General features: G+C 37.1%; 18 protein-coding genes and 4 pseudogenes. 11 read left to right on the top strand and 11 right to left on the bottom strand.

Going from position 1 to position 25,972, the window contains the following annotated elements:
• Positions 1-38 precede the first annotated feature (38 nt).
• Positions 39-899: a DMT family transporter gene (locus F948_RS08875; RefSeq protein WP_004962858.1), complete on the top strand. Its 861-nt coding sequence runs from the start codon at positions 39-41 to the stop codon at positions 897-899.
• A gap of 27 nt (positions 900-926) precedes the next feature.
• Here F948_RS08875 and F948_RS08870 read toward each other — a convergent pair whose 3' ends face one another.
• The 3 genes from F948_RS08870 to F948_RS08860 form a co-directional block, all read right to left on the bottom strand.
• Positions 927-1,580 carry an oxygen-insensitive NAD(P)H nitroreductase gene (locus F948_RS08870; RefSeq protein WP_004962856.1) on the bottom strand — a complete coding sequence of 218 codons (654 nt, stop codon included), beginning with the start codon at positions 1,578-1,580 and terminating at the stop codon, positions 927-929.
• Between the two features lie 142 nt (positions 1,581-1,722).
• Positions 1,723-2,439, bottom strand: a complete 717-nt coding sequence (locus tag F948_RS08865; protein WP_004962853.1) for a UDP-2,3-diacylglucosamine diphosphatase — start codon at positions 2,437-2,439, stop codon at positions 1,723-1,725.
• Between the two features lie 21 nt (positions 2,440-2,460).
• A complete protein-coding gene (locus tag F948_RS08860; protein WP_004912121.1) occupies positions 2,461-2,970 on the bottom strand; it encodes a peptidylprolyl isomerase in 510 nt (169 codons plus the stop codon).
• Between the two features lie 169 nt (positions 2,971-3,139).
• Between F948_RS08860 and F948_RS08855 the strand changes: the two genes are divergently transcribed.
• Positions 3,140-4,864: a glutamine--tRNA ligase/YqeY domain fusion protein gene (locus F948_RS08855; protein WP_004962850.1), complete on the top strand. Its 1,725-nt coding sequence runs from the start codon at positions 3,140-3,142 to the stop codon at positions 4,862-4,864.
• A gap of 42 nt (positions 4,865-4,906) precedes the next feature.
• Here the strand turns inward: F948_RS08855 and F948_RS08850 are convergent.
• The 4 genes and pseudogenes from F948_RS08850 to F948_RS08830 all read right to left on the bottom strand — a co-directional run bounded on the left by F948_RS08850 (position 4,907) and on the right by F948_RS08830 (position 9,763).
• Positions 4,907-6,039 (bottom strand): annotated as a pseudogene (locus F948_RS08850) (IS4 family transposase).
• A 484-nt stretch (positions 6,040-6,523) separates the two neighbouring features.
• Positions 6,524-7,234, bottom strand: a complete 711-nt coding sequence (locus F948_RS08845; RefSeq protein ID WP_004962841.1) for a glutamine amidotransferase — start codon at positions 7,232-7,234, stop codon at positions 6,524-6,526.
• 149 nt (positions 7,235-7,383) lie between these two features.
• Positions 7,384-8,517: pseudogene (gene eat, locus F948_RS08840) on the bottom strand (ethanolamine permease); the annotation flags it as partial.
• Positions 8,518-8,797: 280 nt separating this feature from the next.
• Positions 8,798-9,763 carry an alpha/beta hydrolase gene (locus F948_RS08830; protein ID WP_004962832.1) on the bottom strand — a complete coding sequence of 322 codons (966 nt, stop codon included), beginning with the start codon at positions 9,761-9,763 and terminating at the stop codon, positions 8,798-8,800.
• A 159-nt stretch (positions 9,764-9,922) separates the two neighbouring features.
• On the opposite strand from F948_RS08830, the gene F948_RS08825 reads away from it, so the two are divergent.
• From F948_RS08825 to F948_RS08800, 5 genes and pseudogenes are all read left to right on the top strand, one after another.
• Positions 9,923-11,635 carry an AAA family ATPase gene (locus tag F948_RS08825; RefSeq protein WP_004962829.1) on the top strand — a complete coding sequence of 571 codons (1,713 nt, stop codon included), beginning with the start codon at positions 9,923-9,925 and terminating at the stop codon, positions 11,633-11,635.
• Between the two features lie 9 nt (positions 11,636-11,644).
• Positions 11,645-11,962, top strand: a complete 318-nt coding sequence (locus tag F948_RS08820) for a 5-carboxymethyl-2-hydroxymuconate Delta-isomerase (protein WP_004962827.1) — start codon at positions 11,645-11,647, stop codon at positions 11,960-11,962.
• Positions 11,963-12,143: 181 nt separating this feature from the next.
• Positions 12,144-14,924 (top strand): annotated as a pseudogene (locus tag F948_RS08815) (type VI secretion system Vgr family protein).
• 9 nt (positions 14,925-14,933) lie between these two features.
• On the top strand, positions 14,934-16,355 hold the full coding sequence (locus F948_RS08805) for a hypothetical protein (RefSeq protein WP_004962817.1): 1,422 nt from the start codon (positions 14,934-14,936) through the stop codon (positions 16,353-16,355).
• A gap of 11 nt (positions 16,356-16,366) precedes the next feature.
• Complete coding sequence (locus tag F948_RS08800) at positions 16,367-16,750, top strand: hypothetical protein (RefSeq protein ID WP_004962815.1); 384 nt, start codon at positions 16,367-16,369, stop codon at positions 16,748-16,750.
• Between the two features lie 54 nt (positions 16,751-16,804).
• Here the strand turns inward: F948_RS08800 and F948_RS08795 are convergent.
• The 3 genes and pseudogenes from F948_RS08795 to F948_RS08785 all read right to left on the bottom strand — a co-directional run.
• Positions 16,805-17,566 (bottom strand): annotated as a pseudogene (locus F948_RS08795) (IS5 family transposase); the annotation flags it as partial.
• A 116-nt stretch (positions 17,567-17,682) separates the two neighbouring features.
• Positions 17,683-18,498 (bottom strand): hydroxyethylthiazole kinase, encoded by an 816-nt coding sequence (gene thiM, locus F948_RS08790; RefSeq protein WP_004962805.1) that lies wholly within the window; start codon positions 18,496-18,498, stop codon positions 17,683-17,685.
• A 36-nt stretch (positions 18,499-18,534) separates the two neighbouring features.
• Positions 18,535-19,695, bottom strand: a complete 1,161-nt coding sequence (locus F948_RS08785; RefSeq protein WP_004962803.1) for a hypothetical protein — start codon at positions 19,693-19,695, stop codon at positions 18,535-18,537.
• A 337-nt stretch (positions 19,696-20,032) separates the two neighbouring features.
• Here F948_RS08785 and F948_RS08780 point away from each other — a divergent pair, with 337 nt between their 5' ends.
• Both F948_RS08780 and F948_RS08775 read left to right on the top strand, forming a co-directional pair.
• Positions 20,033-20,506 carry a DUF2147 domain-containing protein gene (locus tag F948_RS08780; protein WP_004962800.1) on the top strand — a complete coding sequence of 158 codons (474 nt, stop codon included), beginning with the start codon at positions 20,033-20,035 and terminating at the stop codon, positions 20,504-20,506.
• A 210-nt stretch (positions 20,507-20,716) separates the two neighbouring features.
• On the top strand, positions 20,717-21,190 hold the full coding sequence (locus tag F948_RS08775) for a DUF2147 domain-containing protein (protein ID WP_004955003.1): 474 nt from the start codon (positions 20,717-20,719) through the stop codon (positions 21,188-21,190).
• A gap of 59 nt (positions 21,191-21,249) precedes the next feature.
• Here the strand turns inward: F948_RS08775 and F948_RS08770 are convergent, their stop codons facing one another.
• Positions 21,250-21,507 (bottom strand): hypothetical protein, encoded by a 258-nt coding sequence (locus F948_RS08770; protein ID WP_004955000.1) that lies wholly within the window; start codon positions 21,505-21,507, stop codon positions 21,250-21,252.
• A 347-nt stretch (positions 21,508-21,854) separates the two neighbouring features.
• On the opposite strand from F948_RS08770, the gene pepN reads away from it, so the two are divergent.
• Both pepN and F948_RS08760 read left to right on the top strand, forming a co-directional pair.
• Positions 21,855-24,461 carry an aminopeptidase N gene (gene pepN / locus F948_RS08765; RefSeq protein ID WP_004962796.1) on the top strand — a complete coding sequence of 869 codons (2,607 nt, stop codon included), beginning with the start codon at positions 21,855-21,857 and terminating at the stop codon, positions 24,459-24,461.
• A 130-nt stretch (positions 24,462-24,591) separates the two neighbouring features.
• Complete coding sequence (locus F948_RS08760) at positions 24,592-25,971, top strand: L-serine ammonia-lyase (RefSeq protein WP_004962792.1); 1,380 nt, start codon at positions 24,592-24,594, stop codon at positions 25,969-25,971.
• Position 25,972 lies beyond the last annotated feature (1 nt).

Below are 25,972 nucleotides of genomic sequence, written 5' to 3'. Positions count from 1 at the left end.
TGGCATTTTTTTGTGTTTAAAAAGTCAGAATAAATATTATGGAAATGATTATTGCCGCTGCGTGTTGCAGTGTACTGGTATCGATTTTATTAAAGTTTTTAAAGACAAAAGGGTTTGATGTCTTTCAAATGATCGCATGGAACTATTTGAGTGCAAGCATCTTGTGTTTTTATTGGTTTAAAACTGACATCACGCATATCTCAATTCAGAATACTCCTTGGTGGCTTATTTTTCTTTTAGCTATTTTACTCCCTAGCATTTTCTTATGCTTAGCTAAATCATTGCAATTTGCTGGAATTCTTAAAACTGAAATAGCCCAAAGATTATCAGTTGTACTTTCTTTACTTGCGGCCTACTTTATATTTTCAGAACAATTTAGCCAGTTAAAATTAATTGGTGTCGGTGTTGGAATAATCGCAGTGTTCGCTATTATTTTTGGACAGGCGACTGAGAAATCGCTTAAAGGCACCAGTGTAAGATCAGCGCTTTTCCTGTTAAGTGTTTGGGCTGGATATGCTGCAATTGATGTATTGCTTAAATATAGCAGTACTTTAGGGCTGCAGTTTGCAGTGACATTAAATTTAACATTTATAGCTGCATTTATTTTATCAATAGGCTATCTCGCATTTGCGCAACCAAATTGGCAACCAAAAAATATATTTATGGGTCTACTTCTTGGTGGGGTAAATTTCGCGAATATTGCCTTGTATGTAAAAGCACATATGATTTTTAAAGAGTCACCTGCAATCGTATTTGCTGGAATGAATATTCTTGTCGTCATGTTAGGTGTAGTTAGTGGCGTAGTGTTTTTTAAAGAAAAACTAACTACTTACACATGGATTGGTTTATTTGCTGGAATACTTGCGGTGCTGTGTTTAGCTAAATCAATGATGAATTAAGGGAGCTTTGACTCCCTTAAATAAAAATTATAAGCGAGTGAATACGACTTGATCTGGCAGTCGAGATTTAGGCAATTTTGCATTAAAGTCATTTTCACTACGATAACCTAGAGAAACAACAACGGATGCCTTTAAACCTTTTTCAGCTAATCCAAATTCTTGATTGATAGTATCTCGATCAAAGCCTTCCATTGGGGTTGCATCAATTCCTTCTAATCCTGCAGCGAATAGTAGTTGCCCTAGTGCAAGATAAGTTTGATTTTCCATCCAAGCAGAGAGATTTTTGAGTTCATTACGATAAAACTCAACATAGCCTTTACGAGTATCTCGTTGCCCTTGTTTTGCGGTTTCATCTTTGAAGCGACCATTTAGTTCATCTTGTTGTAGTAATTGTTCTAAGTATTCAGCGCTGATATCAGTACGAGTACAAAATACAAGAGTATGCGAAGAATTTAAAACTTTTGCTGAATTATAAATATAATTACCAGTTAGGGCCTTCGCAATTCTTTGTTTCGCCTCATCGGTTTCAGCAATTAAAAAGTGCCAAGGCTGAATATTTACTGAAGAAGGGCTAAAACGCAGAACTTCGAGTAGTTTTTCAAATTGTTGTTGTGGAATTTTTTTCTCTGCATTATATGCCTTTGTTGCATAGCGTGTTTTGGCAGTAACTAGAACATCCATCCGTCTTTCACTCAATTAGAAATTTTAATGATTTTACTTGATATTAATTACATCGAAAGTAGCTAAATGTGATTTTTTATATAGATTTAAGTTTTACGAACGGTGAATAAGTTAGTCAAAAATATTCTACGTATTTACTCGATTAATATGACCATTTTTTGAAATCTAGCTTAAAGTTTTCTTGCTCATTAATCTCAAGTATCCAAGCCGTATCTTCACGCCAATCACCAAGGACAATACGCTTTTTATTGATAACTTCGTGAATTTCAGGGCGATGGGTATGACCGTGGATTAAGAAATCTACTTGATGAATTGCATTTTCAACGGCATGTAGATTCACATCCATAATGTCATAACTTTTTAGTTGTTTAGTTTCACTACTTTTTTTACGAAAACCATTGGCAAGTTTTTGTCTAAAATTTAAAGGTGTGCGCTTTAGAATGCCCAATAAGATTGGATTACGTATCACTTTGCGAAAACGTTGATAAGCAACATCATCGGTACATAAAGCATCGCCATGTTCGAGGCGAAACTTCCTATGATTAATTTCTAGAATATAAACATCAGGTAAAAGCGTAGCATTAAATAATGCTAAAAACTTCTTACCCAAAACAAAATCTCGATTTCCAACTTGGAAATAAACATGATTATTCGCAGCTGTAAATTCTTGTAAGGCTGTAATAATTTCATCTAGCCATGGGGCACTATAATCATCACCAATCCAAGCATTAAACCAATCACCTAAAATATAGAGTTGAGTGTTTTTATTTTTATATTCTTTTAATAAAGCCAAAAACCCTCGAACGAGTCGAGGGTGATCAGGTGACAAGTGTAAATCTGAAATAAACAGATAAGTCACAAAGAATCCTGTTGGATAAAATTATTCAGAGATAATTTTAGCAGATTCGATAACTACATTCTCTAAAGGAACATCAGCATGATAACCACGGTTACCAGTACGCACACCTTTAATTGTAGCTACAACATCCATACCTTCTACAACTTTACCAAATACTGCGTAACCCCAACCTTGTGCTGTTTTACCAGTGTGGTTTAAGAAAGAGTTATTTTTTACGTTGATAAAGAATTGAGCTGACGCAGAATGAGGAGCTTGCGTACGTGCCATAGCAATTGTGCCTTCATCGTTGCTTAAGCCGTTGTCAGCTTCATTTTCGATAGAATCACGAGTAGCTTTTTCTTTGAAGTTTTCGTCCATGCCACCGCCTTGGATCATGAAACCATCAATCACACGGTGGAAAATTACGCCGTCATAGAAACCGTCACGTACATATTCTAAGAAATTTGCAACCGTTTTTGGTGCTTTTTCAGCGTTAAGCTCAAGAACAATACGACCTTTGTTGGTGTTTAATTCGACTTGAGGAAAACTCATTACATTAATCTCCTAAACATGGGCAAATTGACCATGGGTTTTTGGTTGAGAGAAGCATAAGCAAACTGTAAACTACAAGGCAAGTAAAAAACGTTAAAATCTTTGATAAAAACCAAAGTTTGCGTTTTAATTTTCTATTTTTTAACAAGCAAGAAGTGATTTACACCTTATGAAGCCAAATGATGTTGTTTCAGAACTGCCAAAGACCCCGACGAATACTCATGCCTCTGTCGATGCTGCGCAGCAAGAACAACAGGCAGGCTTAGATTTCATTCGCCAAGTAATCACTGATGATTTAAAAGAAGGTCGTACTCAGAAAGTTGTGACACGTTTTCCACCTGAACCAAATGGTTATTTGCACATTGGTCACGTGAAAGCGATTTGTCTAAATTTCGGTATTGCCGAGGAATTTGACGGCTTATGTAATCTGCGTTTTGACGATACAAATCCTGATGCCGAAGATCAAGAATATGTAGATGGTATCGCCAATGATGTAAAATGGTTAGGTTTCGACTGGAATGGTGAACCTCGTTATGCTTCTGGCTATTTTGATCAACTTTATACATGGGCGGTTCAGCTCATTAAGCAAGGCGATGCTTATGTCGATCTGCAAACGCCTGAAGAAATTAGACTTAATCGCGGTAACTTTGTAGAGCCAGGTAAGAACTCACCTTATCGTGATGCGACCGTAGAAGAAAACTTAGCGCGTTTTGAACAAATGCGTAACGGTGAAATTCAGGAAGGTGGTGCTGTTTTACGTGCCAAAATTGATATGGCTAGCCCAAATGTTCACATGCGTGATCCGATCCTTTACCGTGTATTACATTCAGAACATCATCAAACAGGGGATAAATGGAAAATTTATCCGATGTATGATTACGCTCATCCATTATCAGATGCTATCGAAGGAATTACGCATTCTTTATGTACATTAGAGTTCCAAGATCATCGTCCATTCTATGACTGGATTATCGAAAAAGTTCACTCTGATGCAGTTCCTCGTCAGTATGAGTCTTCGCGTCTAAATGTGGATTATACGATCACCTCTAAACGTAAACTACGTAAATTGGTTGAGGGTGGTTATGTGAATGGGTGGGACGACCCACGTATGCCTACTGTTGTTGGTATGCGTCGTCGTGGTTTTACTCCAGAAGGTTTACGTGATTTCTGTAAGCGTGTAGGTGTGTCTAAAACGGATGGTATTGTTGATGTAGCAATGCTTGAATTCTGTATTCGTCAGTCATTAGAAAATACCGCAGCACGTGGAATGGCTGTATTGAATCCTCTTAAAGTGACTCTGACGAATTTAGCTGAAGAGTTAGATCTAACGCATGCCCGTCATCCAAACGTAGATATGGGTGAGCGAATTATCCCTTTAACTCGTGAAATCTATATTGATCGTAAGGATTTTGAAGAAGTCCCACCTAAAGGTTTTAAACGTTTAATTCCTGATGGCGAAGTACGCTTACGTCATGCTTATGTGATTAAATGTGATGAAGTGATTAAGGATGCGAACGGTGAAGTTATTGAACTTAAATGTTCAATTGATCCTGAAACTTTAGGTAAAAACCCTGAGGGGCGTAAAGTTAAGGGGGTTATTCATTGGGTATCAGCAACTAAAGGTGTACCTGCAGAAGTTCGAATCTATGATCGTTTGTTTACTGAAGCGGCACCTGATGCAGATGATGATTTCTTGGCAAATCTTAATCCTGAATCATTAAAAGTTGTGCAAGCTGTGATTGAACCTGCTTTAGCTCAAGCAAAGCCTGAAGATCGTTTCCAATTTGAACGAGAAGGGTATTTTGTTGCAGATCAGCATGATCATAATGCTGATAAATCTGTATTCAACCGCATTCTTGATTTGAAAGATAGTTTTAAAGTCGATAAGAAATAAGACAGCAAAAAGGGGGAATATCCCACTGCTGTCCCACAAATATCAAAAGAAGAACCTCAATTGAGGTTCTTCTTGTTTTCGCCATTTTTTATCAGGCACAAAGAGTGACCTTAAAAGTTTCCTTTCAAATAAATTGACCTGAATAATTCTCAGTAAACGCTGAACACTCCATCCTTCTTGTGCCATGTGTTTAGCGAAGTTCACCAGCAAATAGGCAATTAATGCAATCCATATTTGCGTTTGTATCGCATTGCGGCTTCGACCTAGAAATGACTTCAGTTTTAAATTCTGCTTGATGGCTTTAAAGAATAACTCAATCTTCCAGCGATCTTTATAAATTGCAGCAATGGTGGATGCTGCCAGATGAAAGTTGTTGCTCAGAAATTCGAATGTTCTTTTCTTATCTGTATCATAAAACTCTATACGTCTTAATAATTCAGGTGCGCCTCTTTTCTTGGCATACTCACTGCTCAATTCAATACATTCATCCGCAATAATCCCTTTAGTCGCTAATACGCTGCGGCTTGATTTAACTTGATAAACTGTCTTTGGGCGTAGCCGGGTTACAAAGCTGACGTTCTGAAGTGTCAACTGAGCAAACCATTGATAATCAACATATCCTTTATCAAAGACGATAATGCTACCAGCAGGAAATTTAAATGCTCTGCCTTGCACCATATCATTTTCAATACCATCCCCAAGCGCTACAAATTCAGGAATGGTATTGCTGTGATTTAAGCCAACACTGAGTTTAATACTGGCTTTGGATTCATGCACTTTTGCCCATGCGCACAATGACAGTGAAAGATCAATATGACTGGCATCTAGTGAATACAGCGGATTTTTGAATCTAAATTTATGTGCAGTTTTAGAGTTTTCACAGCGCTGAAGCAGCTGTGTGAACAATTGCTGATACAGGCTGGCGGGCTGTTCTTCGTTGAGTCTTGCTAAGGTGCTTCGCGCAATTCTCTTCGCGCCAAGATGATAGAGCTTTTCCTGCTGGGATTCGAGATTGGATTGAATGTCTCTTAAGCTTTGCCGACAAGAAAGTTGGGACATCAATATGGCAACAAACTGATCCCATGCCCAGAGTGATGCAGTTTAGCCAGACGTTCAAAATCTTGTCTTAGAATGGGTTTGAGTAATTGATGAAATACGGTATTCTGATGTGACAAAACCTGAGTCCTTTATAGTTAAAGTGTTTGTTTGCACTCATATTTTAACTATTTAGACTCAGGTTTTTTTATTTAAAGCAAACTATGGGACAGTAGTGGGAATATCCCCCTTTTTTAACTTTAATAACTATAAAGTTTATTTAGTTACTCTACTTATACAGTAATTCTTACTTAGTTATTTGGATTTAGATGATAAAAATAAATAACTAATGTACAAAGCAAAAAAATTGCTAATGTTAAGTATGTGTTAACCGTATGGAAACTTTTGATAAATTTTAAGATGTCCATTTCACTACCATAAAAATATTAAATAAAAATGTATTTTCATAACATTTAGGTAACAATTGTAACTGCATACGATATTTTTGCAATAATTCTAATCAGTTCAATAAATTTTTTCTTTGTATTAAATTGTTAATATTAATAATAGTTCTTATTTGTTAGATAAAATTAATATCTAATCAATACACAAAGTAATCATGATTTAGCAAATTTGAGATAAATATTGCTGAATAACCATAGAGCAACTTTGTTCTAACTTATCAGCATATAATTGATTATCTGTTCTTAGTTGTGAAATCGAAACGCCGGTTTGTCTTATTTCACAAGTATGACCGATTAACCATCGTTCGAATTTATCTTTATAAATTTCGATATGAAATTGTAATCCCAAAATATTCTTGCCAATTTGGAATGCTTGATTTGGGTAAAGTTCAGAGCTTGCGAGTAGCGTAGCTTCGTCTGGCAAATCAAAAGTATCTCCATGCCAGTGTAAAACATGAATATTTTCAAGAGGACTTAAAAGATTATTATCTTTCTGATTTATTTTTAATTTATCCCAACCGATCTCTTTTTTATGACCAGCATAAACTTTTGCACCTAGAGCATAAGCAATCAATTGCGCGCCTAAACAAATCCCTATAGTAGGTTTGTTGTCTTTTAAGCGTTGTTTTAGTCCTTCGATTTCATGAATTAAAAATGGGTAATCTTCTGATTCATATACGCCAATTGGACCACCAAGGATAATCGTTAATCCTTCATAGTTTAGTGCTTGAGTTAGATCATCTACACCAGCCTCAAAATACCTTACTCTAAAACCTAATTGATAGAATACATCTTCAAGAGAGCCGAGGTCTTCAAACGCAAGATGTTGAATTGCATAAATTGTCTTTGGAAATGAAGTTCGGAGATTCATAAATTTGATTAAACTCTTTTATTAATTTTGATTGAATTTTTTATTCAACAAGCTGACCTTGTGATATTAACTGGTACACCAATCGGAAAGCAGTAAGCTGTATTGTAGCAAATCACGAAACTGATGTGACCAATAACCACCTTCTCTAAGACAACCTTTAAAATCAGTGCATCACCTTGTTTGGTCAATGACAGGAAAAAACCGATGATACCTGGGATAATAATTGCCAAATAAGGCGCTTTGTTTTTATTGGTCAATGATAAGGATGTAGGAAGATAACCAGCGCGTGATAATGCAAATAATTGGCGAGAATAAGCATAAATAATGGAAAAGAAGCTTGCAATCAGTCCAGCTAAACCAACGAAATTAACAAAAGTTGCTAACCAAGAATCCTTACCATACACAGTAATGAGTGCATCAACTAAAGGGGCTCCAGAATTTTTTAATGTATCTGCACCTGCGGCACCAACACCTAAGATCAAAATCAGTAATGCGAAAGTCGTCAGGATCAACATTGCACCAATTAGTCCACGAGGGAGAGATTTCTGAGGTTCTTTTGCTTCTTCAGCTGCTAGAGGGACACCTTCAACGGTGAGAAAAAACCAGATGGCAAAAGGTACTGCTGCCCATATGCCTATATAGCCATTCGGTAAGAAGGCGTTTGCACCTGCTGCTGAAGTGGTAGATATATTAAAAAGATTAGAAAATTGGAAATGTGGCAGCATTGCTGCAATAAAAACAATCAATGCTAGAACTGCAATCGAAGTGATTGCAAAAATAATACTTAGCGCTTCACCAGCACCCTTTAAATGAATCCCCATAAAAATGAGATAACAGGCTAGATAAATCATGCACCCATTGATACCAAATAATGATTCACAATAAGCGCCAATAAACACAGCAATTGCAGCAGGAGCGATTGCATATTCAATCAATATCGCTGTGCCTGTCAGGTATCCGCCGAAAGGTCAAAATGCTAAACGTGCAAAACTATATCCGCCACCTGCAGTTGGCATCATAGACGACATTTCTGACATTGATAGGCATAAGCACAAATACATAATCGCAACTAAAATGGTGGCAATAAACATTCCGCCCCAACCACCTTGAGCTAGTCCAAAATTCCAAGCAGCGAAATCGCCTGAAATAACATAAGCTACACCGAGCCCAATCAATAACACCCAACCAACAGATCCTTGTTTAAGTTGGCGTTGTGAAAAGTATTCATCTGAGTTAATAGACGTATCATTTGCAGTAAATGAGGGAGATTTTGAGTGATTCATAAAACACTCCAAGAAGATTTATTCATCTTATGAAGTGCAAAACTGATGCCTAAAATGTCGTTAGATGGGTTAGAAGAGTGTTTTTATTCCATTTGGTAAAATATTTGGGGTTTTTATAAATTTATGACTATTTTTTATGCACTGGATTTATTTGTTTTTAGCGCTGATGGCTTGGCTTTTTTTAGAAAATGCTAAAATTTGGTGCGTTTTTAAATTGAAGCTGACCAAATCAGAACTAGTTCATAACTGCTCTGATTCAATCAGCCAAATATAAATATGATTATTGAATTTTTTGTTCTAACCATTGGAACAATTGTTGGTAAACGTTTTCACGAACAGGTGGCGCCGACAGAACAAGATCATGTAAACCATTATGAATTGCTAAAGTTTGTACATCACCTTTCATTTTCTTAGCATTGTGAATCATATCTTTCACATCAAGAATCACATCGCTTTGCTGCGCATCTATACCCCATTTTTTAGGATATTTAGATTGATGGGAATGCATGATCAGCGTTGGAATTTTCAAACTTACACCACGATGAATTTCTTTTTGCGCTTCATGAATCGCGTGAACGAAACACAAATGTACAAATGGCATAGATTTAGGTTTCCAATCTAAATTGAAATCCCACTCTCCATAAAAGTCTTTATGCAAACTTGGGGTATACCAAGGGTTTAGCCCACTTGGAAATTTGGCATTGGGTAAATGTTTACCTGCTTCACTTAATAGAGGAATACCGACTTTTTTCTCAATCACACTTTTATAAAAGTCATAAAATGGGCTATTTGCCCATAATGCTTTAATTAAACGATGATCAGGATAATGCGCAGCATATAAGGTTGAGATGAGTCCACCCGTTGAATGTCCTGCCAATAGAACTTGATTATGATTTTCTTTAGCGATCATCTCGAGTGCTTTACTGATTTCAGCATCATATTCTCTTAAATCAAGTACATAATACAATTTCTGATGCGGAAGCTTCGAACGACCATATTTTCTTAGGTCGAGCGCATAAAAGTCATAACCATGTTGATTAAATTTTTCAGCCATTTCGGTTTGAAAAAAATAATCAGCAAAACCATGAATATACAAAACAGCTTTTTTTGTTGGGTTGTGGGCTTTTTTTCGAATTAATGTTGCCACGACTTTGCCATCGTAATCATCAGCAAAATTTAAAGTCAGTTGCTGATAATCCTCACCTAATATATCTGTTTGATATGTATGAAGGTTTGAAGTATTCATTGTTATATATCGAGTCAAAATTCATTAGCAAACACATTAAATGAAAACTATAAGTTGTCAATCCAAATCTGCGACATTGGCAGTTCTCTAAACAGCTAGATTTTTATTTTTATTAAAAAATCGTTAAGCTATGTGCTGTTGTTTTTGACTGACGAAATTATGAAACAAGAAACTGCACTGAATATACTCAAAGCTGGGGAAAATGTTTTCCTAACAGGTTCAGCTGGTGCAGGTAAAACCTATACGCTCAATCAATACATCATGTACCTCAAGGCGCGTAAAGTTCCAGTAGCGATCACTGCATCTACTGGAATTGCAGCGACGCATATGAATGGTATGACTATTCATACTTGGGCAGGGATTGGAATTAAAGATAGCTTGAGTGATGATGATCTTAAGCGTATGAAAGAGCGTAAGTATTTAAAAGAACATTTAGAAAATGCTCAGGTTCTTATCATAGATGAAATTTCAATGCTGCACGCTAAGCAGCTAAATCTTGTTAATCAAGTCTTAAAATATTTTAAAGAAAGCGATGAGGCTTTTGGTGGCATACAAGTGATTGTTGCGGGAGATTTTTTCCAGTTACCACCCGTAGGTCGAAACGGTGAAGCCAACCGTGATAAATTTTGCTTTATGTCTGATGCATGGGTTGAAGCTAAATTTCGAGTTTGCTATTTAACCGAACAACATCGTCAAGACGATGAAATTCTTAACCAAATTTTAAACGCTATTCGTGCTCAAAGTATTCAAAATCACCATATCTCAGCATTGCAGCAGTCTAAACATCACGATATAGGTGAGACGTTTACACGACTTTATACACATAATATGGATGTTGATAACATTAATTATCAGCATTTGAATGAAATTGATAACGAGAGCCATCAATTCAATGCGGTTGTTGATGGAAATGAAAAACTGATTGAAACCTTGAAATCATCTGTTCGCGCTCCAGAAGAACTTACCTTGAAAAAGCATGCCAAAGTTATGTTTGTAAAAAACAATTTTGATATGGGATATATCAATGGAAGCTTGGGAGAGGTGATTGGCTTCGAGGAAGATGATACACAAGGGATCTTGCCAAAAGTTAAATTGACGGATGGAACAACATTATTGGTTGAGCCAGAAACATGGTCAATTGAAAATGAAGCAGGCAAAGTGATTGCAAGTTTTCAACAAATTCCATTACGTCTAGCATGGGCGATTACGATTCATAAAAGCCAAGGAATGACTTTAGAAGCTGCCGAAATCAATCTTACCCATACTTTTGAAAAAGGTCAGGGGTATGTGGCTCTTTCGCGTTTAAAATCACTAACAGGTCTAAAACTTCTTGGATTTAATGAGCAAGCTTTAGAGTTGGATAGTTTAGCAATAAAAGCAGATCGCCGTTTTCAAGAGCTTTCGAGTGAGGCGGAAATCAGCTTTGAACAAATGGATTTGACAACTCAACATAATGCCTTTATTCGACACTGTGGGGGGACTTTGAACCCGACTGAAATTAGTCGAAATGAGAAAAAATTAAGCAAAGGAGCTAAGCAAAATTATGCGGCTGCTACTTTGGATGAAACGAAGGCATTGTTTGAGGGTGGTTATGAAATTGAAGATATTGCTCACGAGAGAGGTTTGACTCCAGCTACCATCATCAATCATTTATCGCGCCTTCACAAAGAGCAAGGTTTGGATATTTCAGTTGCACATCCTGGTGATGAAGTTGTTGAGGAAGTTCGAAAAATCTATAAACGATTGAGCAAGCGTAAAAATCCAGAACATTTTACGGATGATGGCTCTATTAAATTACGCCCGATTGTTGAAGCAACTAGTCCGAGAATGGCTTATGATCAGGTGCGTTTGGCATTGTTATTTATAGAATAGGACGATCATATGCCTCATATCATAGTGAACTATTCAGCAAACTTGATTGATTTAGATGAAGTTCAATTATTAGAGCGAATTAATTCAACATTACTTGACTCGAAGCAATTTGTCGAACAGGACATTAAGTCACGAATTTTCAAAGATCAGAGTTTTTTAATTGGAATAAATCTGCCTTTAGAAGCATATATTCATCTCAAGTTATATCTGTTAAGTGGGCGAACTGCAGAACAGAAAAAGCAACTTGGTGAAGCACTTTTACAGGCACTTAAAATAAAAAAATATTTACAATCTGAATCAGATTTTAAAACACAAATTTGTGTTTAAGTTGTTGATATACCTAAAGAAAATTATTTTAAGTCTACCGTATGATTGAAATTACGAGATTAATTTTGAGAATTCAACAGATTAGTTAATTTGTTGCAATAAATTAACATTAAAAATATAGACAGATTAGTCTATCGTTTATAGAATGCGCGAAATTTAAGTCAATATTAAATAACAAGAGATGTTGAATAATATATTTCGCGCATTAGATCAATTAGGCATCACTTCACAAAAACGTGCCCTCCATATTCAATTTTCCAATCCTATATTAAATGCCAAAGTCTTTTTACAACGCATAGATGGGCAACATGAAATCAATCAAGGCATCCGTGCGGAACTGATTTGCTTATCCACTGATGCTACGATTTCATTAAAACAATTCATTGGTAGCCAAGTCGCGGTTGATCAAGTCACTGACTCAGGACAATTGTTTCGCACTACAGGTCTTATTACTCAGGCCTTTCAGGGCCAATCCGACGGCAGTTTAAGCCTCTATAAACTTACACTTGTAGATCCTACTGCACTGTGGAAAAAACGTCGCAATAGCCGTGTGTTTATCAATAAAACTGTGGTTGATGTTATAGAGATTGTATTTAAAGAATGGCAACAAAAAAGCTCACTCTTCGCTGCGAGCCTAAGCCTTGATTTAAATGGACTACAACAAGACGATGGTGTCCGTCCATTTATCATGCAACACAACGAAACGGACTATGAGTTCTTAACTCGATTATTACGTAGTGAAGGCATCAACTGGCTTATTGATGAAGCACTGCTGATCGTGCCAAACAGCAGTGCAGCCATCCAACCCCAAAAACTCCGTCTGATTGATGACAACAGTCAATACCGAACTTTAGCGCGTCGACAGATTCGATACCGTCGCAGTAACGCCACAGAACAATATGACAGTATGACTAGTTTGATAGGACAACGCTCACTGCAACCCAATAGTGTGTATATCCAACGCTGGCAAGCTGATGTACTGAAACAAGAACAGGGTGCAGGACGTGTACAAAGTACCCATCAACATAGTGCACACTTCGACAATGCCAGTCTCAGCTTAGAGGATGCATGGCACTTTAGCCCAGCATGGATGCAAGACCTCAACGGAGAAGATGGAGTGACCGCATCAGGCAACTCACAAATCGAAAAGTTTAACCAAATCTTAGGACACTATCACGACCTACAATCCAAATACTTCACCGCTCAAACTACGGTACGTGATACACAAGTAGGCTACTGGTTTCAACTGACTGAACATCCTGAAATAGACCAACACAGTGGATCAGATCAAGAATTTCTGATTACAGGCAAAAGCTACTATAATCAAAACAACCTTCCCAAAGATCTGAACCAGCAAATTAACCAATTGCTGCAACAAAGCAATTGGCAAAATGCCAATATCCAAACCAATAAAGAAGAACGCCAAGCCAATACACTGACCTTACAACGCCGTAACATCAAAACAGTCCCTGAATATCAACCAGAGCAACACCGACCCACAGTACACCCACAACGCGCTAAAGTGGTAGGGCCAAGCGGTGAAGAAATCCATGTGGATGAATGGGGCCGTGTCAAAGTCCGTTTCTTGTTTACCCGTAGTGAAGACCATAACCACGATGGTGGTGCGGGGGCCAATGACAACGATACCGATTCAGCCTGGGTCGATGTACTGACCCCTTGGGCTGGTGAAGGCTATGGTGCACGCTTCCTGCCACGTATCGATGAAATCGTGGTAATTGACTTCTTTGATGGCAACATTGACCGTCCATTTGTGGTCGGACGCATTCACGAAGCCCATCGCAGTCCAACCAAGTTTGACAATGCCGGCAAGCTGCCAGACACCAAAAAACTGGCAGGGATTAAGTCCAGAGAATATCAGGGCGAAGGTTTTAACCAACTGCGTTTTGATGACACTACAGGTCAGATCAGTGCGCAACTGCAAAGCAGTCATGCTGCCAGCCAGTTGAATCTTGGTAAACTGAGCCACCCAAAAGCTACAGCGGAAAGCGAAGACCGCGGTGAAGGCTTTGAATTGCGTACAGATCAATGGGGTGCAGTACGTGCAGGTGAAGGTTTACTCGTTTCCACGCATAAACAGGATAAGGCGCAAGGTGAACATCTTGATGTACAGCCTGCCAAGCAGCAGCTGGAAGGCAATCAAAACAATGCCAAAGCCTTAAGTGAAGTGGCCAAGAACCAGCAGACCGATGAAATTGAATCCGTTGATCAACTCAAAGAATTCGCTGAGCAGATTCAAGATAAAATTGCTCAATTTAAAAAATCACTATTATTGCTGAACTCACGTGCGGGTATTGGTTTAAGTACCAATGAAGATATTCATTTATCTGCGGATGGGTAGATCAACCAGTTTGCAGGTGATAGTATCAATTTAAGTACACAGAAGAACCTGATTACGCATGCACAAAACAGGATTAGCCTGTTTGCCGCAGAGAGTGGGATTAAGCAGGTTGCTGCCAAAGGTAAGTTTGAGGTTCAGGCTCAATCGGATGGCATGGACTTACTGGCCAAGCAAGGCATTCAGATTATTTCAACCGAAGACCGCATTGAGATCACTAGCCCCAAAGAAATTGTGATTACTGCCGGTGGTTCTCAGATCAAACTGAATGGTTCAGGTATTTTCCCTGTGACCAGTGGCAAGTTTGAAGCAAAAGCAGGGCAGCATTTGTTTATGGATGGGGCAACTATATCACCACAAATGCCTGTTTTGCCTGAAATGGATAACCCCTATATTCTTCAATATTTAGTTAAAAATAAAGAAAATCAGGCATTAATGAAAAGACCTTATCTTCTTATTGATGAAAGTGGGAATATCCAAAAGGGTGTAACGGATAGAAATGGGTTTATGAATTTAAAAACCACGGCTTCAGCTCAATCCCTGACAACAAGGGTCATGGTCAATGAGATTGAAGAAGCTGAAGAAGATGGAAATGCGGAAGAATAAGGAGCAGATATGCATCACAGTCGATTAAAGCTTAATGTACAAGCTCCTTTAAAGTTAAAAGATTTGACATATAAGTTTGTTGTTCATAACAAAAGTACGAATAAACAAACAATTTTTGAAGGCCGTTTTGATGAACAAGGTTTTACTCAATGGTATGAAATTCATAATATAAATACTGTTTTGATTTATGAGGTTTATATTCGGGGAGAGCTACTGCAAAAAATTTCTGCCAAAGCCTATTCAACAAAAAGTAATTGGAGTGCTTTTAGCATAAAAACGACAAGTGCGATTACTAAAAAAGCTACTGAAAACATTAAAGAAATTTATTTAAACGATGGTAAAGTTGGTTGGTATTTGGTTAAACAAAAAGAAACAATGATGGATTGGTCTAAACGAGTATTTAAACGTCCATTAACAAGTTCTGATTGGGATGTTTTAAGAAGTAACAATGCACACATTGAAAATATCGCGCCTATAAAAATTTTAATACCAGGCCAAATTCTTATTTTGTCTAACAGTACTACTGCAAAGGACTTAGCTGATTATCGTGTAAAAGCAAGTCAAGCTGAGTCTAAATTAAAATCGCTGTTAAAAGACTCGAGTTTTGATCCTTTATATTTTGCTAACACATACGATCAATTACAAGAAATAAAGAAACAGAGTGATCTAGTTGGTTTTGTAAAGGAACCCATAACTCCTGATTTTCATGAACTTTTTGCAGAAAATTTAAAAAAAGATCCATTTGTTTTTGCTGCAAAAGAAGGGGTGGATAGTGCCGTTAATTTAATAGGACATGCAAATAAGGAAGCTGCTAGTAGCTATACTGCTTTACTTAAATATATGGACTATGAAAAAAGTATAAAAAGTAAAATATCGACAAGGAGACACTTTGCTGGCTTTGAAAGGCAATATGCCAGTGATATAAAAAGAATGAACCAAGCTGCAGGCCAAAAATTTTTTTCATGGAATCATGGAATTAATTATAAGAATGATAGAGATGCAATAAGACGTACTGTTTTTGTTCGAGCTAAAAATAATAGTAGTATTGATGAATATATTAAAAATATGGATGAAACCTCGAAAGTTAGTAAAGGTTTAAAATATGGTGGTCGTTTAGTTTTTGCTTGGGATATTATTAGCAGCGGGCAATCTGTTGCAGATGTTTATAAGACTGGTGATTCAGAGGCTACTAGAAAAGAAATTATTAAGCAAACTGGAAAAATTGAGGGGGGGCTTATTGGTGGAGTTCTGGGAGCTAAAGCTGGAGCTGCAGTTGGTGCTATTGTAATAGGTGTTGCTGGAGGAACTGTTGGACTTCCAGTCCTTGTTGTATTAGGAGTAGCTGGTGTTGTATTTACTTTGGGTGGAGGATATTTGGGTGGAGTTACTGGTGCGACAATTGCAGAATATAGCTATGAAAGACTTAAATAATTGGGATTTATATGTTGCTTAAAGATTTATTAGTAATTTATTTATTATTATCTGTTGTGTTGTGGGCGATTTTTCACCAATTGGCTGCAAGATACGTGAATAGTAATGAAGGTTTGAAGAGTATATTTTATGGTAACTTGTATAAAAACAAATCAATGGATGTTGCTAATATTGAGGCAGTAATTTTAGGTGTTACTTTTATCAATATAATTTTCTTTATTTCGGAAAAAAGCTTAGAAAACTTTTTTAAAAAAAGAAAACTATTCTATGGGTTGAATTTTAACTCGGCAATAGAAGTAATAGATCAACATAAAAAAATATGGTTTTATATTAAGTCGTCAATTTTTTTTGGTTTTGCAATAGTAATAAGTTCCATTTTGTTCTTTTGGTTGTAAACGGCTTTGTTGCACAAAGGTTTGAAAGATAATGCTACCCTAATTGAGCTAAATTCAAGTGACAACTTCGGTATGAGGGCGACCTAATTCTGTGAATTTATTCAAAACTGCTACATGTGCATGAATCTCATTCACATGAATAGGAAAACTCCTTGCTGTTAATTTATCGTCTAATAATTTGATGCAATGCATTTTGGTTTCCGCTAAACTTCGACGATGATAACCAGACCATTTTTTCCAAAGTAACCTACCTAGTCGTTTGACTGTTTTTAATAATTCATTCCTCTCTAAAGATCTCAAGTTCTTATCTTTCCCAAGGCTTTGCATTCTTCCTAGGTGGAATGGCTGCATGTGCATCTCGATCTAAAATGACTTGTCGGCAGTGCTTTGTGTCATAAGCACCATCTGTATAGACTGAATCAATTTGTTCATCCAACGGAATTTGATCAAGCAAATCACCAAGCACCTGTGAATCACTCACATTGTTTGTTGTGAGCTGAACTGCTCGTATTTGAAGGGTCTTAGCATCTATACCAATATGAAGTTTGCGCCATTGGCGACGATATTCATGCTGATGTTTCTTACGCTTCCATTCGCCTTCATCTAAAAATTTTAACCCTGTAAAGTCGACGAGTAGATGTAACCCGTCACGACTTTTCTGATAGCTTATCGCAATATCAATATGCTTTTGTCGTCTACAGAGGGTGGAGTAATCTGGTGTGTCCACTTCAAACCACAGAGTTTAATCAGGCTTTGAGCAAAGCCAGTGACCATATGTTTAAAAAGACAGAATAGAGATTTAATCATTAAACAGCATTAAATCGCTGTATCGAAGCCTTCAAGAATAGCTTTGTGCAACAATGCCGTTTGAACTCAACTGATAGCCTTAATATTTATTTTTTTAAAATTCTATGGCTCATCCATAATTCGGATTATAACAATTCAATATCGACATATTGCCGAATCAAATTATCATCCAACATATGTACATAATCTAAAAATGCGACATTGAAACTACCCACAGTTTGAGCATGTTCATACGCCAATTTTCCAGCTATAGCAAAATGTATATGTGAAGCAAGTGCAGCAATTGTAGGCGTGCTAACAGCGTGATACGCAGCAGTCAATGCACCTAATGCACAGCCTGTTGCCGTTATTTTAGGTTGAAGATAGCAACCACCATTCACCTGAATCACTGTATTTAGTTGTTTTGAAATGATGAAATCGGATTCACCAGAAATCGCAATACACTCTGAATATTGCAATAAGCTTTTTGCTTGTTCATAAACATCTTGGCTGTTTAATGTGCTGTCTACACCTTTCGATTCTGTTTGATTACCAGCTATGGTGCTAATTTCAGAAGCATTTGCCCGAATAATATTGGGTTTAAAGTTTAATAACTGGTCTACTGTCTCGCTCCGCCATCGCAAAACTGCTCCATAACCTACTGGATCAAGTACCCAAGGCGTTTGCTGCTGCTGTGCTGTCCGTGCAGAAATGAGCATCGCTTGCGTTTGTTCCGTCGTGGGGGTCCCAGTATTGATACTAAGCGCGGAACTAATTTTAGTGAATGCTTCAGTTTCAAAAGGATTGTCGATCATGGCTGGAGAAGCACCAGCAGCAAGCAAGATATTCGCAGTGTAATTCGTTGCAACGCTATTGGTGATACATTGAACAAGAGGAACTTTGTCTTGTAAGGAATGCCAAGCCTCAATCACTTGATCAATAAGCTGTTGTTTTAAAGACATATCGAATCCTTACTTTATGAAACTAGTTGCTAAATTTTAGCGTGTAAAATAGTGGTCTTGATGTTTACATTGGCGACAAATCAACGAAACATAATCTTTTGCATCATAATCAACCGCAAGATCATTCGAACCACAATACATACAACGCTTTACTGAATAAAAATTTAAACGTGGTTCAATCTTGCGCCATGACTTCCAAATTGGTTGGAAAAAAATACTTTCATCATAACCAAGAAATTTAAATAACAAGACTTCACTCATTTTACTCAACGGAATGTTATGAGGTCTTGGTAAAGTGCTTGTTTCCCAACGCTCAGTTGTTGCTCGTTCTCGATACTGCTCTAAGGTTTTTTTCAAGAGATTAGTGTTAATAAACTTTTCATTTTTAACTTGTAGCGCTTTTTGCTTATACAAATATTCCAATGCAGTTTGAATCAAATAAAAGAGTTGACCAACAGCTAGATTTTCCATTAATCGATAGCAAAAGCCTTGAAAAGAGCGATTACCTGCAATTTGGATACCCCACGTACGACAGTAAAATTGCATAAACTGGACAATTTCTTGATATAAAACAAGATAAAGTGCATCTTTTACTTCATCTACTGTTTTAAATGGAATGCCTAAACTTAAATTTTCGTAAAACCAATATCGAAGTTGCTGAGCAACACTGAATAAACTTGGATCAGAATAGCCATCAAGTCTTATATTTAAGTAAAAACTTTCTGTCTCGATACTTGAATCTGGAGATTTTAAGATTCCACTATTTAATAGCTCTTTAACAATTTGATTTTGAAATAAATAGTTTGGAGTAATCTCATGATACTTAATGTTTTTCCAATGAATGAGTTCATCATGTTGAACATCTTCACGGGCATATCCATCAAGTAGACTTAATAAGAACAACTTATGAATAAAGCTGAGCTGATTCAAGCTGTAGATGACTTCGTCTTTGACTTTGTATTTACGCTGTTCTTGAATTTTTGTTTGTTGTGTTTGTTTCTTACGCTGAGCTGTACATTGATCACAATGGCAATTTAACTTACTGCTATTTGTAAATACTCGATGTTGGCAATGGCTACATTCGTGAAATTGAATTTCTTGTGAATATTGTTCAGCTTCAACCCAATACATTGAAGCGTGGCATAAAGGGCAATGGCTACTTTCATCTAACTGTTTTTGTAGAATCTGTAATTCCATTGAATTATTACCTCTGAACCTCAAAACGGTAATTATACATGTAGAGCATAATCTATGATGTAAAGATTAAAATAGATTTACAACGATGGGAGGAGTTGGATATGTGGCAATAGTTTTGAGGTGAAATTGAAGATATTTAGATTGGATAGAATCTCAAATGGTGTTGTTGAATAATGCTAAAATGTGAAGTGGTTAATATTAGTTTTTCAATATGTGATTTTATTAGGAAATATTTTGATTTTAAGTAATTAAATATGCTCAAGTCTGATTGACTGCCAGTCAGCATTGTAATACATATGTATCTTAGATGGATCTATTTTGCATTACGGAGCGATTTATGCAAAAAAACTCACTCATGAAAGGACTCATGAGCATGTCATTAGCCTTATCTAGTTTGATGACTTTTGCAGCTACACCTGAAGGTTTTTGGAAAAGTATTGACGATCGAACAGGCGAACAACTTTCAATTATCGAATTAAAAAAGAAACCTGATAATACGTATACTGGAACGATTGTGTATCGCTATCCAGTGCCAGGTGGAGCAGTATTGACGAACTGTGTTAAATGTCCTGAACCTTTTAAAAATAAACCAATCTTAGGACTGCAAATCGCTTGGGGTTTGAAAGAAGATCCTAAGAAACCGAATCAGTATATTGATGGTCGGGTCTTAGAGCCTAAAACTGGTAATATTTACAAAGGTAAAGCTCAGTTAAGTGCAGATGGTAAGCGTATGCGTATGCGAGGCTATATGGGCATCTCTGCACTAGGTCGTACGCAGGTATGGATTCGTACTGATAGCGCAAATCCATAATTTATATTTATTAGGAAAGCCTGAACAAGAATGTCAGGGTTTTTTATTTGAATAAAACATTAAAATTATGTGAACAATAACGATTAATCATGTTGCTTTTATAGTCAAAAGAACTCATGCGTACAGTGTAAATTGTTTAAAACTATGTTAGTTTTCGCGCATTAAATCTATAAACATGAATAATTTAGTTTTTAAAATGAAGGGGTTAATATGTTGAATCAAATGCTCATGAAAGGAATCATGGGGCTTAGTTTATCGTTTGTGAGTGCGTTAGGTTTTTCTGCGTCTATCGAAGGCTACTGGAAAAGTATAGAAGAGCGTACAGGTGAGCAGCTTTCAATTGTTGAGATCCGTAAAGGAAATGATGGGCGTTATCACGGGAAAATTGTCTATCGTTATCCAAATTCACATGGTATTGCCTTAACAAACTGTTCAAAATGTCCTGCACCTTTTACCAATAAGCCGATATTGGGACTGCAAATTCTTTCAGGATTTAGAGAAGATCCAAATAAACCTGACTCATATATTGATGGTCGTGTGTTGGAACCGACTTCGGGTCGCATCTACAAAGGCAAGGGTGTTGTGACTGGCGAAGGAAAGCGTCTTCGTATGCGTGGTTATATGGGTGTTTCTGCTCTCGGGCGAACGGTTGTTTGGCTAAGAACGGATAGTGCTAATCCATAACTTCTAAATGAATAAAAAAACCTCGATTAATTCGAGGTTTTTTGTTGGGTTGAATTTGATTAAACAGGGCATGGTAAATTTTCGTCCTCCTGACAGATTTTTTTAGCAGCGAGTAAGGCTTGTACTTTTTTTGTTGGGACTTTTTCTTTACCTAAGGCATCGTAAGTATTCACAATATTTGTTACTTCAATTGGTGTAATACAAATGCCTTCTGCTGATAAAAAGACTGAAATAACTTGATGATCAATTCCAGCCGTTGCGAGATCGTGAATTGCTTTAATGTTTTCTAAACGATATAGATGCGCTTTTAATTCCATAATAAAACCCTCACTTGTTATTTTTACATACCTACTTTGGCATATGTGATTAAGCAATAACCGTGCACAAAATGTTAAACACAGCAAAAAAATGTAAGTTAGTCGATGGGTGACATTTGCTTTTGTATTTTTGATTTAAGAATGGAAAACAGTGTTGTAATTTTGTCTAAACGATAAGTTGATTCAACGTTTAAATTTGAAAATTCGTTTATACAAACCCAATAAAACTAATCAAAGTGATACTGTGGTTCTAAAGACAGGATTTATAAGTTGGCGTATGATTTGCAAATCAAGAAGTCTTGCCAACAAGACCATCTAACGACATGATGAAAGATTAAGGATTACTGATGAATATTGCGGCGCAACCTCCTGTACAAGCAGATCAAACCATTTATTTGAAAGACTATCAAAAACCATCTTTTTTAGTTGAATCAATCAACTTAGATATACAAGTCTATGATGATCATACGATTGTTGATTCAACATTAGTGATGAAGAGACAAGCGGCAGGTGCTTTAATCTTATTAGGACGTGATTTAGAACTTAAATCTATTCAACTCAACGGTGAATTATTAACTGCCGATCAATATGAGTTAGATACAGAGCAATTAAAGATCACCGATGCACCAGATGAGGTCATTATTCAAACTCAGGTGATCATTCACCCAGAGTCTAATACCCAACTGGAAGGTTTATATAAGGCAGGTGATTTATTTGTTACCCAAAATGAACCTGAAGGTTTCCGCAAAATTACCTTTTATCCGGATCGTCCTGATGTATTGACTGTCTTCACAACGCGTGTAGAAGCAGACAAAAAATATCCTGTTTTATTGGCAAACGGTAACTTACTGGAAACGGGTGAGGCAGGTGAAGATCGTCATTTTGCAATTTGGCAAGATCCAACCAAGAAACCAAGTTACTTATTCGCCTGTGTCATTGGTGATTTAGCGGTATTGAGAGATCGTTATACAACTTCTGAAGGTCGTGATGTTGCCTTAGAAATTTACGCGATCGAGAAAGATATTCCAAAATGTCATATTGCGATGGAAGCATTAAAGCATTCGATGCGTTGGGATGAGGAACATTATGGTCGTCCTTATGATCTCGACAACTATATGATTGTGGCTGTCAGCCAATTCAATATGGGTGCGATGGAGAATAAAGGCTTAAATATCTTTAATACCTCTTGTGTACTTGCTGATGAAGAATATACGACTGATGCTGCAATCATGCGTGTTCAATCGGTGATTGCACATGAATATTTCCATAACTGGACTGGTAACCGTATTACCTGTCGTGATTGGTTTCAGCTTTGCTTAAAAGAAGGCTTAACTGTATTCCGAGATCAGTCTTTCTCTGAGGATTTACAGTCGGCAGCAGTACAGCGTATCGATGATGTTGCTGTATTAAAAGCACATCAATTCCCTGAAGATGCAGGTCCTTTATCTCATCCTCCTCGTCCAGATCATTTTGTGGAAATCAATAATTTCTACACAGCGACAGTTTATGAAAAAGGTGCGGAAATTAACCGCATGATGGCGACCTTATTAGGTAAAGAAAAATATCGTAAAGGCACAGATGAATATTTCCTTCGTCATGATGGTCAAGCGGTTACTGTTGAAGATTGGGTTGCTGCACTCAGTGCAGGCTCAGGTGTGGATTTATCAAATTTCCTTACGTGGTATAACCAACCAGGTACACCTAAGCTAGAAGCGAAAGGTGAATATGATGCGGCTGCAAAAACCTATCATTTGAGCTTGAAACAAAGTCTAAAAGCACATCCTAAATATCCAAACTTGAAAGCTGTGCCAATCCCAGTTGCTTTAGCATTGTTCAATGCAAAAACAGGTGAGCAGTACACTTTGCATAGTGCTGATCTGTTTGTAAATGATGTAAAAGATGGCGTTTACCTATTTGATCAAGATGAAGCGACTATTGAATTCACAGATGTGACCGAACAACCAGTAGCTTCATTACTACGCAATTTCTCTGCACCAGTGAATTTAAGCTTTGATTATTCAAATGATGATCTAGCTTTCTTGATTCAACATGAAACCAATGGTTTTAACCAATGGCAAGCGACACAAACGTTGCTAGAACGTATTTTATTAGAAGATCATCAAGCAGATACTTACATCCAAGCAATTAAAAATACTTTGCCTGATTTGGTTAATAAAGATCCTTTACTTGCATCACGTTTGTTTGATGTTCCAAGTGAAAGTTACTTAGGTAGCCGTATCGATCAAGATTATGAACCAGGATTAGTACGTGAAAAACGTGAAGCAGTTATAAATCGTTTGGCACGTGACCTTGGTTCATTCTGGAAAGAAACCTATTTAGCGCTTGATCCTGACTTGCAGAAAGAATTTTCTTTGGCAATGGGTGTGCGTGCATTGAAAAACATCATGTTAAATATGTTGGCACGTCAAGGTGATGAATCTGCTTTTGAATTGGCCTATCAGCAATATCAGCAAACAGGAAATATGTCTGAGCGTTTAGATGCTTTGCGGGTTCTTGTTTGGAATGATGCACCTCAAGCCCAGTCGGTATTGGATGATTTCTATAATCGTTTTAAAGATGAAGCTTTATCTTTAGATCAATGGTTTACGATTCAATCATCTAACCCTAATGCGACTGCTGAAACCATAGAATACCTCACTAAGCATCCTGATTATGATCTAGGTACACCGAATCGTATTCGCTCTGTGAGTGGTGGATTATCTAATAGTCCCGTGAATACATGGAGTTTTGGCGTTGAACATTTCATTAATCTTGCGACTTATCTAGATGAGAAAAATCCAATTTTAGGTTCTCGTTTATTACAAGTGTTGTCACGTTGGTACACCTTAGCCGAACCTCAGCGTTCTCAGGTACAGCAAGCACTTAAAGCGATGCAGCCGAAAGTTAAATCTAAGAATGTTTCTGAAACACTAAATTCTTTACTCAGTATTTAATCTAAAGTAAGTTTTACCTTTAACCACAATCGTTTACGGTTGTGGTTATTGTTTTTTATCATTTATAGAATTTCCCTCAATTAAAAAATTATAAAAAATAGAAATGGGAGCATTATAGGAATAATCACACATGGCTTTGAGTGTATTTGATCTTTTTAAAATCGGTGTAGGTCCTTCAAGTTCACATACTGTCGCACCGATGCGAGCAGCATATCGTTTTGTCGAGGTATTGCAACAACGCCGTGATTTAGAAAAGGTCAGACAGATTAAAATTTACTTATACGGTTCATTATCTTCAACAGGAATCGGTCATGCTACAGACAAAGCAACTTTACTGGGGCTAATGGGTAATGATCCTGAAACAATCAATATTTTAGAAAGTCATTTAACTCTAGAACTCGATTTAAACTCTAAAATTTTAAAAATTGCAGGGACTCACTCCATTCCATTTGATGCGAATCAAGATATCCTCTTTATAGATGAAGCTTTGCCTTATCACCCGAATGCAATGAAAATTATTGCATTTGATCAGCAAAACAATGAAGTCTATGCCAATACTTATTATTCGATAGGGGGCGGTTTTATCTTAGATGAGAGTCATATAGACCAAGGAAGTTTTATTGAAGATAAAACTCGGATCCCTTATCCATTTCAAAGCGCAAAGGAACTTTTAGCACTTTGCAAAAAGTATCAGTGCAGCATTAGTTATTTGATGCTAGAAAATGAAAAAAGCTGGCGAACTGAAACTGAGATACGTGAAAAAATCATAGCAATTTGGCATGTGATGCAATCTTGTATTCAAAGTGGTTTACAGCATGATGGCATTTTGGCAGGTGGATTAAAAGTAAAACGTCGCGCGAAAAGTATTCACCAACGGTTATTAAGAAAAGAACATAGCAATCTGATCGCGACCACTTTTAATGCAATGGAGTGGGTGAATTTATTTGCACTTGCAGTAAATGAGGAAAATGCAGCAGGTGGTCGAGTCGTGACTGCACCGACCAATGGTGCGGCTGGTATTATCCCCGCAGTTTTATCTTATTACGTGAATTTTTCCGAAGATGAATCTGAGGATACGATTGTAAAATTCTTTTTAAGTGCCGCAGCAGTTGGGATTTTATGTAAATTGAATGCTTCTATTTCTGGTGCTGAGGTTGGCTGTCAGGGTGAGGTCGGTTCAGCATGTGCAATGGCCTCAGCTGGTTTAGCTGAAATTCTAAATGGAACACCTGAACAAGTTGAACATGCTGCCGAAATTGGATTAGAACATAATCTAGGACTGACTTGTGATCCTGTGGGTGGCTTAGTACAAATTCCATGTATTGAGCGTAATGCTATTGCTGCTGTAAAAGCCATTAACGCAGCACAGATGGCGCTCAATGGTGATGGTGAGCATTATGTTTCTTTGGATAAAGTCATTCAAACCATGAAAGAGACAGGCAAAGACATGTCCGATAAATATAAAGAAACCTCGAAAGGAGGTTTAGCTGTAAATTCGATAGAGTGTTAAG

Source organism: Acinetobacter junii CIP 64.5 (genome assembly GCF_000368765.1).
Lineage (GTDB): Bacteria > Pseudomonadota > Gammaproteobacteria > Pseudomonadales > Moraxellaceae > Acinetobacter > Acinetobacter junii.
The sequence above is the reverse complement of the archived record's forward strand: the minus strand, read 5'-3'. Positions and strand labels throughout refer to the sequence as shown.

What these genes read in the sequence shown, in the direction of transcription:
- F948_RS08875 (WP_004962858.1), top strand. Translation starts at nt 39, where the DNA reads ATGGAAATGATTATTGCCGCTGCGTGTTGCAGTGTACTGGTATCGATT.
- F948_RS08870 (WP_004962856.1), bottom strand. Translation starts at nt 1,580, where the DNA reads ATGGATGTTCTAGTTACTGCCAAAACACGCTATGCAACAAAGGCATAT.
- F948_RS08860 (WP_004912121.1), bottom strand. Translation starts at nt 2,970, where the DNA reads ATGAGTTTTCCTCAAGTCGAATTAAACACCAACAAAGGTCGTATTGTT.
- F948_RS08855 (WP_004962850.1), top strand. Translation starts at nt 3,140, where the DNA reads ATGAAGCCAAATGATGTTGTTTCAGAACTGCCAAAGACCCCGACGAAT.
- F948_RS08845 (WP_004962841.1), bottom strand. Translation starts at nt 7,234, where the DNA reads ATGAATCTCCGAACTTCATTTCCAAAGACAATTTATGCAATTCAACAT.
- F948_RS08830 (WP_004962832.1), bottom strand. Translation starts at nt 9,763, where the DNA reads ATGAATACTTCAAACCTTCATACATATCAAACAGATATATTAGGTGAG.
- F948_RS08825 (WP_004962829.1), top strand. Translation starts at nt 9,923, where the DNA reads ATGAAACAAGAAACTGCACTGAATATACTCAAAGCTGGGGAAAATGTT.
- F948_RS08820 (WP_004962827.1), top strand. Translation starts at nt 11,645, where the DNA reads ATGCCTCATATCATAGTGAACTATTCAGCAAACTTGATTGATTTAGAT.
- F948_RS08805 (WP_004962817.1), top strand. Translation starts at nt 14,934, where the DNA reads ATGCATCACAGTCGATTAAAGCTTAATGTACAAGCTCCTTTAAAGTTA.
- F948_RS08800 (WP_004962815.1), top strand. Translation starts at nt 16,367, where the DNA reads ATGTTGCTTAAAGATTTATTAGTAATTTATTTATTATTATCTGTTGTG.
- thiM (WP_004962805.1), bottom strand. Translation starts at nt 18,498, where the DNA reads ATGTCTTTAAAACAACAGCTTATTGATCAAGTGATTGAGGCTTGGCAT.
- F948_RS08785 (WP_004962803.1), bottom strand. Translation starts at nt 19,695, where the DNA reads ATGGAATTACAGATTCTACAAAAACAGTTAGATGAAAGTAGCCATTGC.
- F948_RS08780 (WP_004962800.1), top strand. Translation starts at nt 20,033, where the DNA reads ATGCAAAAAAACTCACTCATGAAAGGACTCATGAGCATGTCATTAGCC.
- F948_RS08775 (WP_004955003.1), top strand. Translation starts at nt 20,717, where the DNA reads ATGTTGAATCAAATGCTCATGAAAGGAATCATGGGGCTTAGTTTATCG.
- F948_RS08770 (WP_004955000.1), bottom strand. Translation starts at nt 21,507, where the DNA reads ATGGAATTAAAAGCGCATCTATATCGTTTAGAAAACATTAAAGCAATT.
- pepN (WP_004962796.1), top strand. Translation starts at nt 21,855, where the DNA reads ATGAATATTGCGGCGCAACCTCCTGTACAAGCAGATCAAACCATTTAT.
- F948_RS08760 (WP_004962792.1), top strand. Translation starts at nt 24,592, where the DNA reads ATGGCTTTGAGTGTATTTGATCTTTTTAAAATCGGTGTAGGTCCTTCA.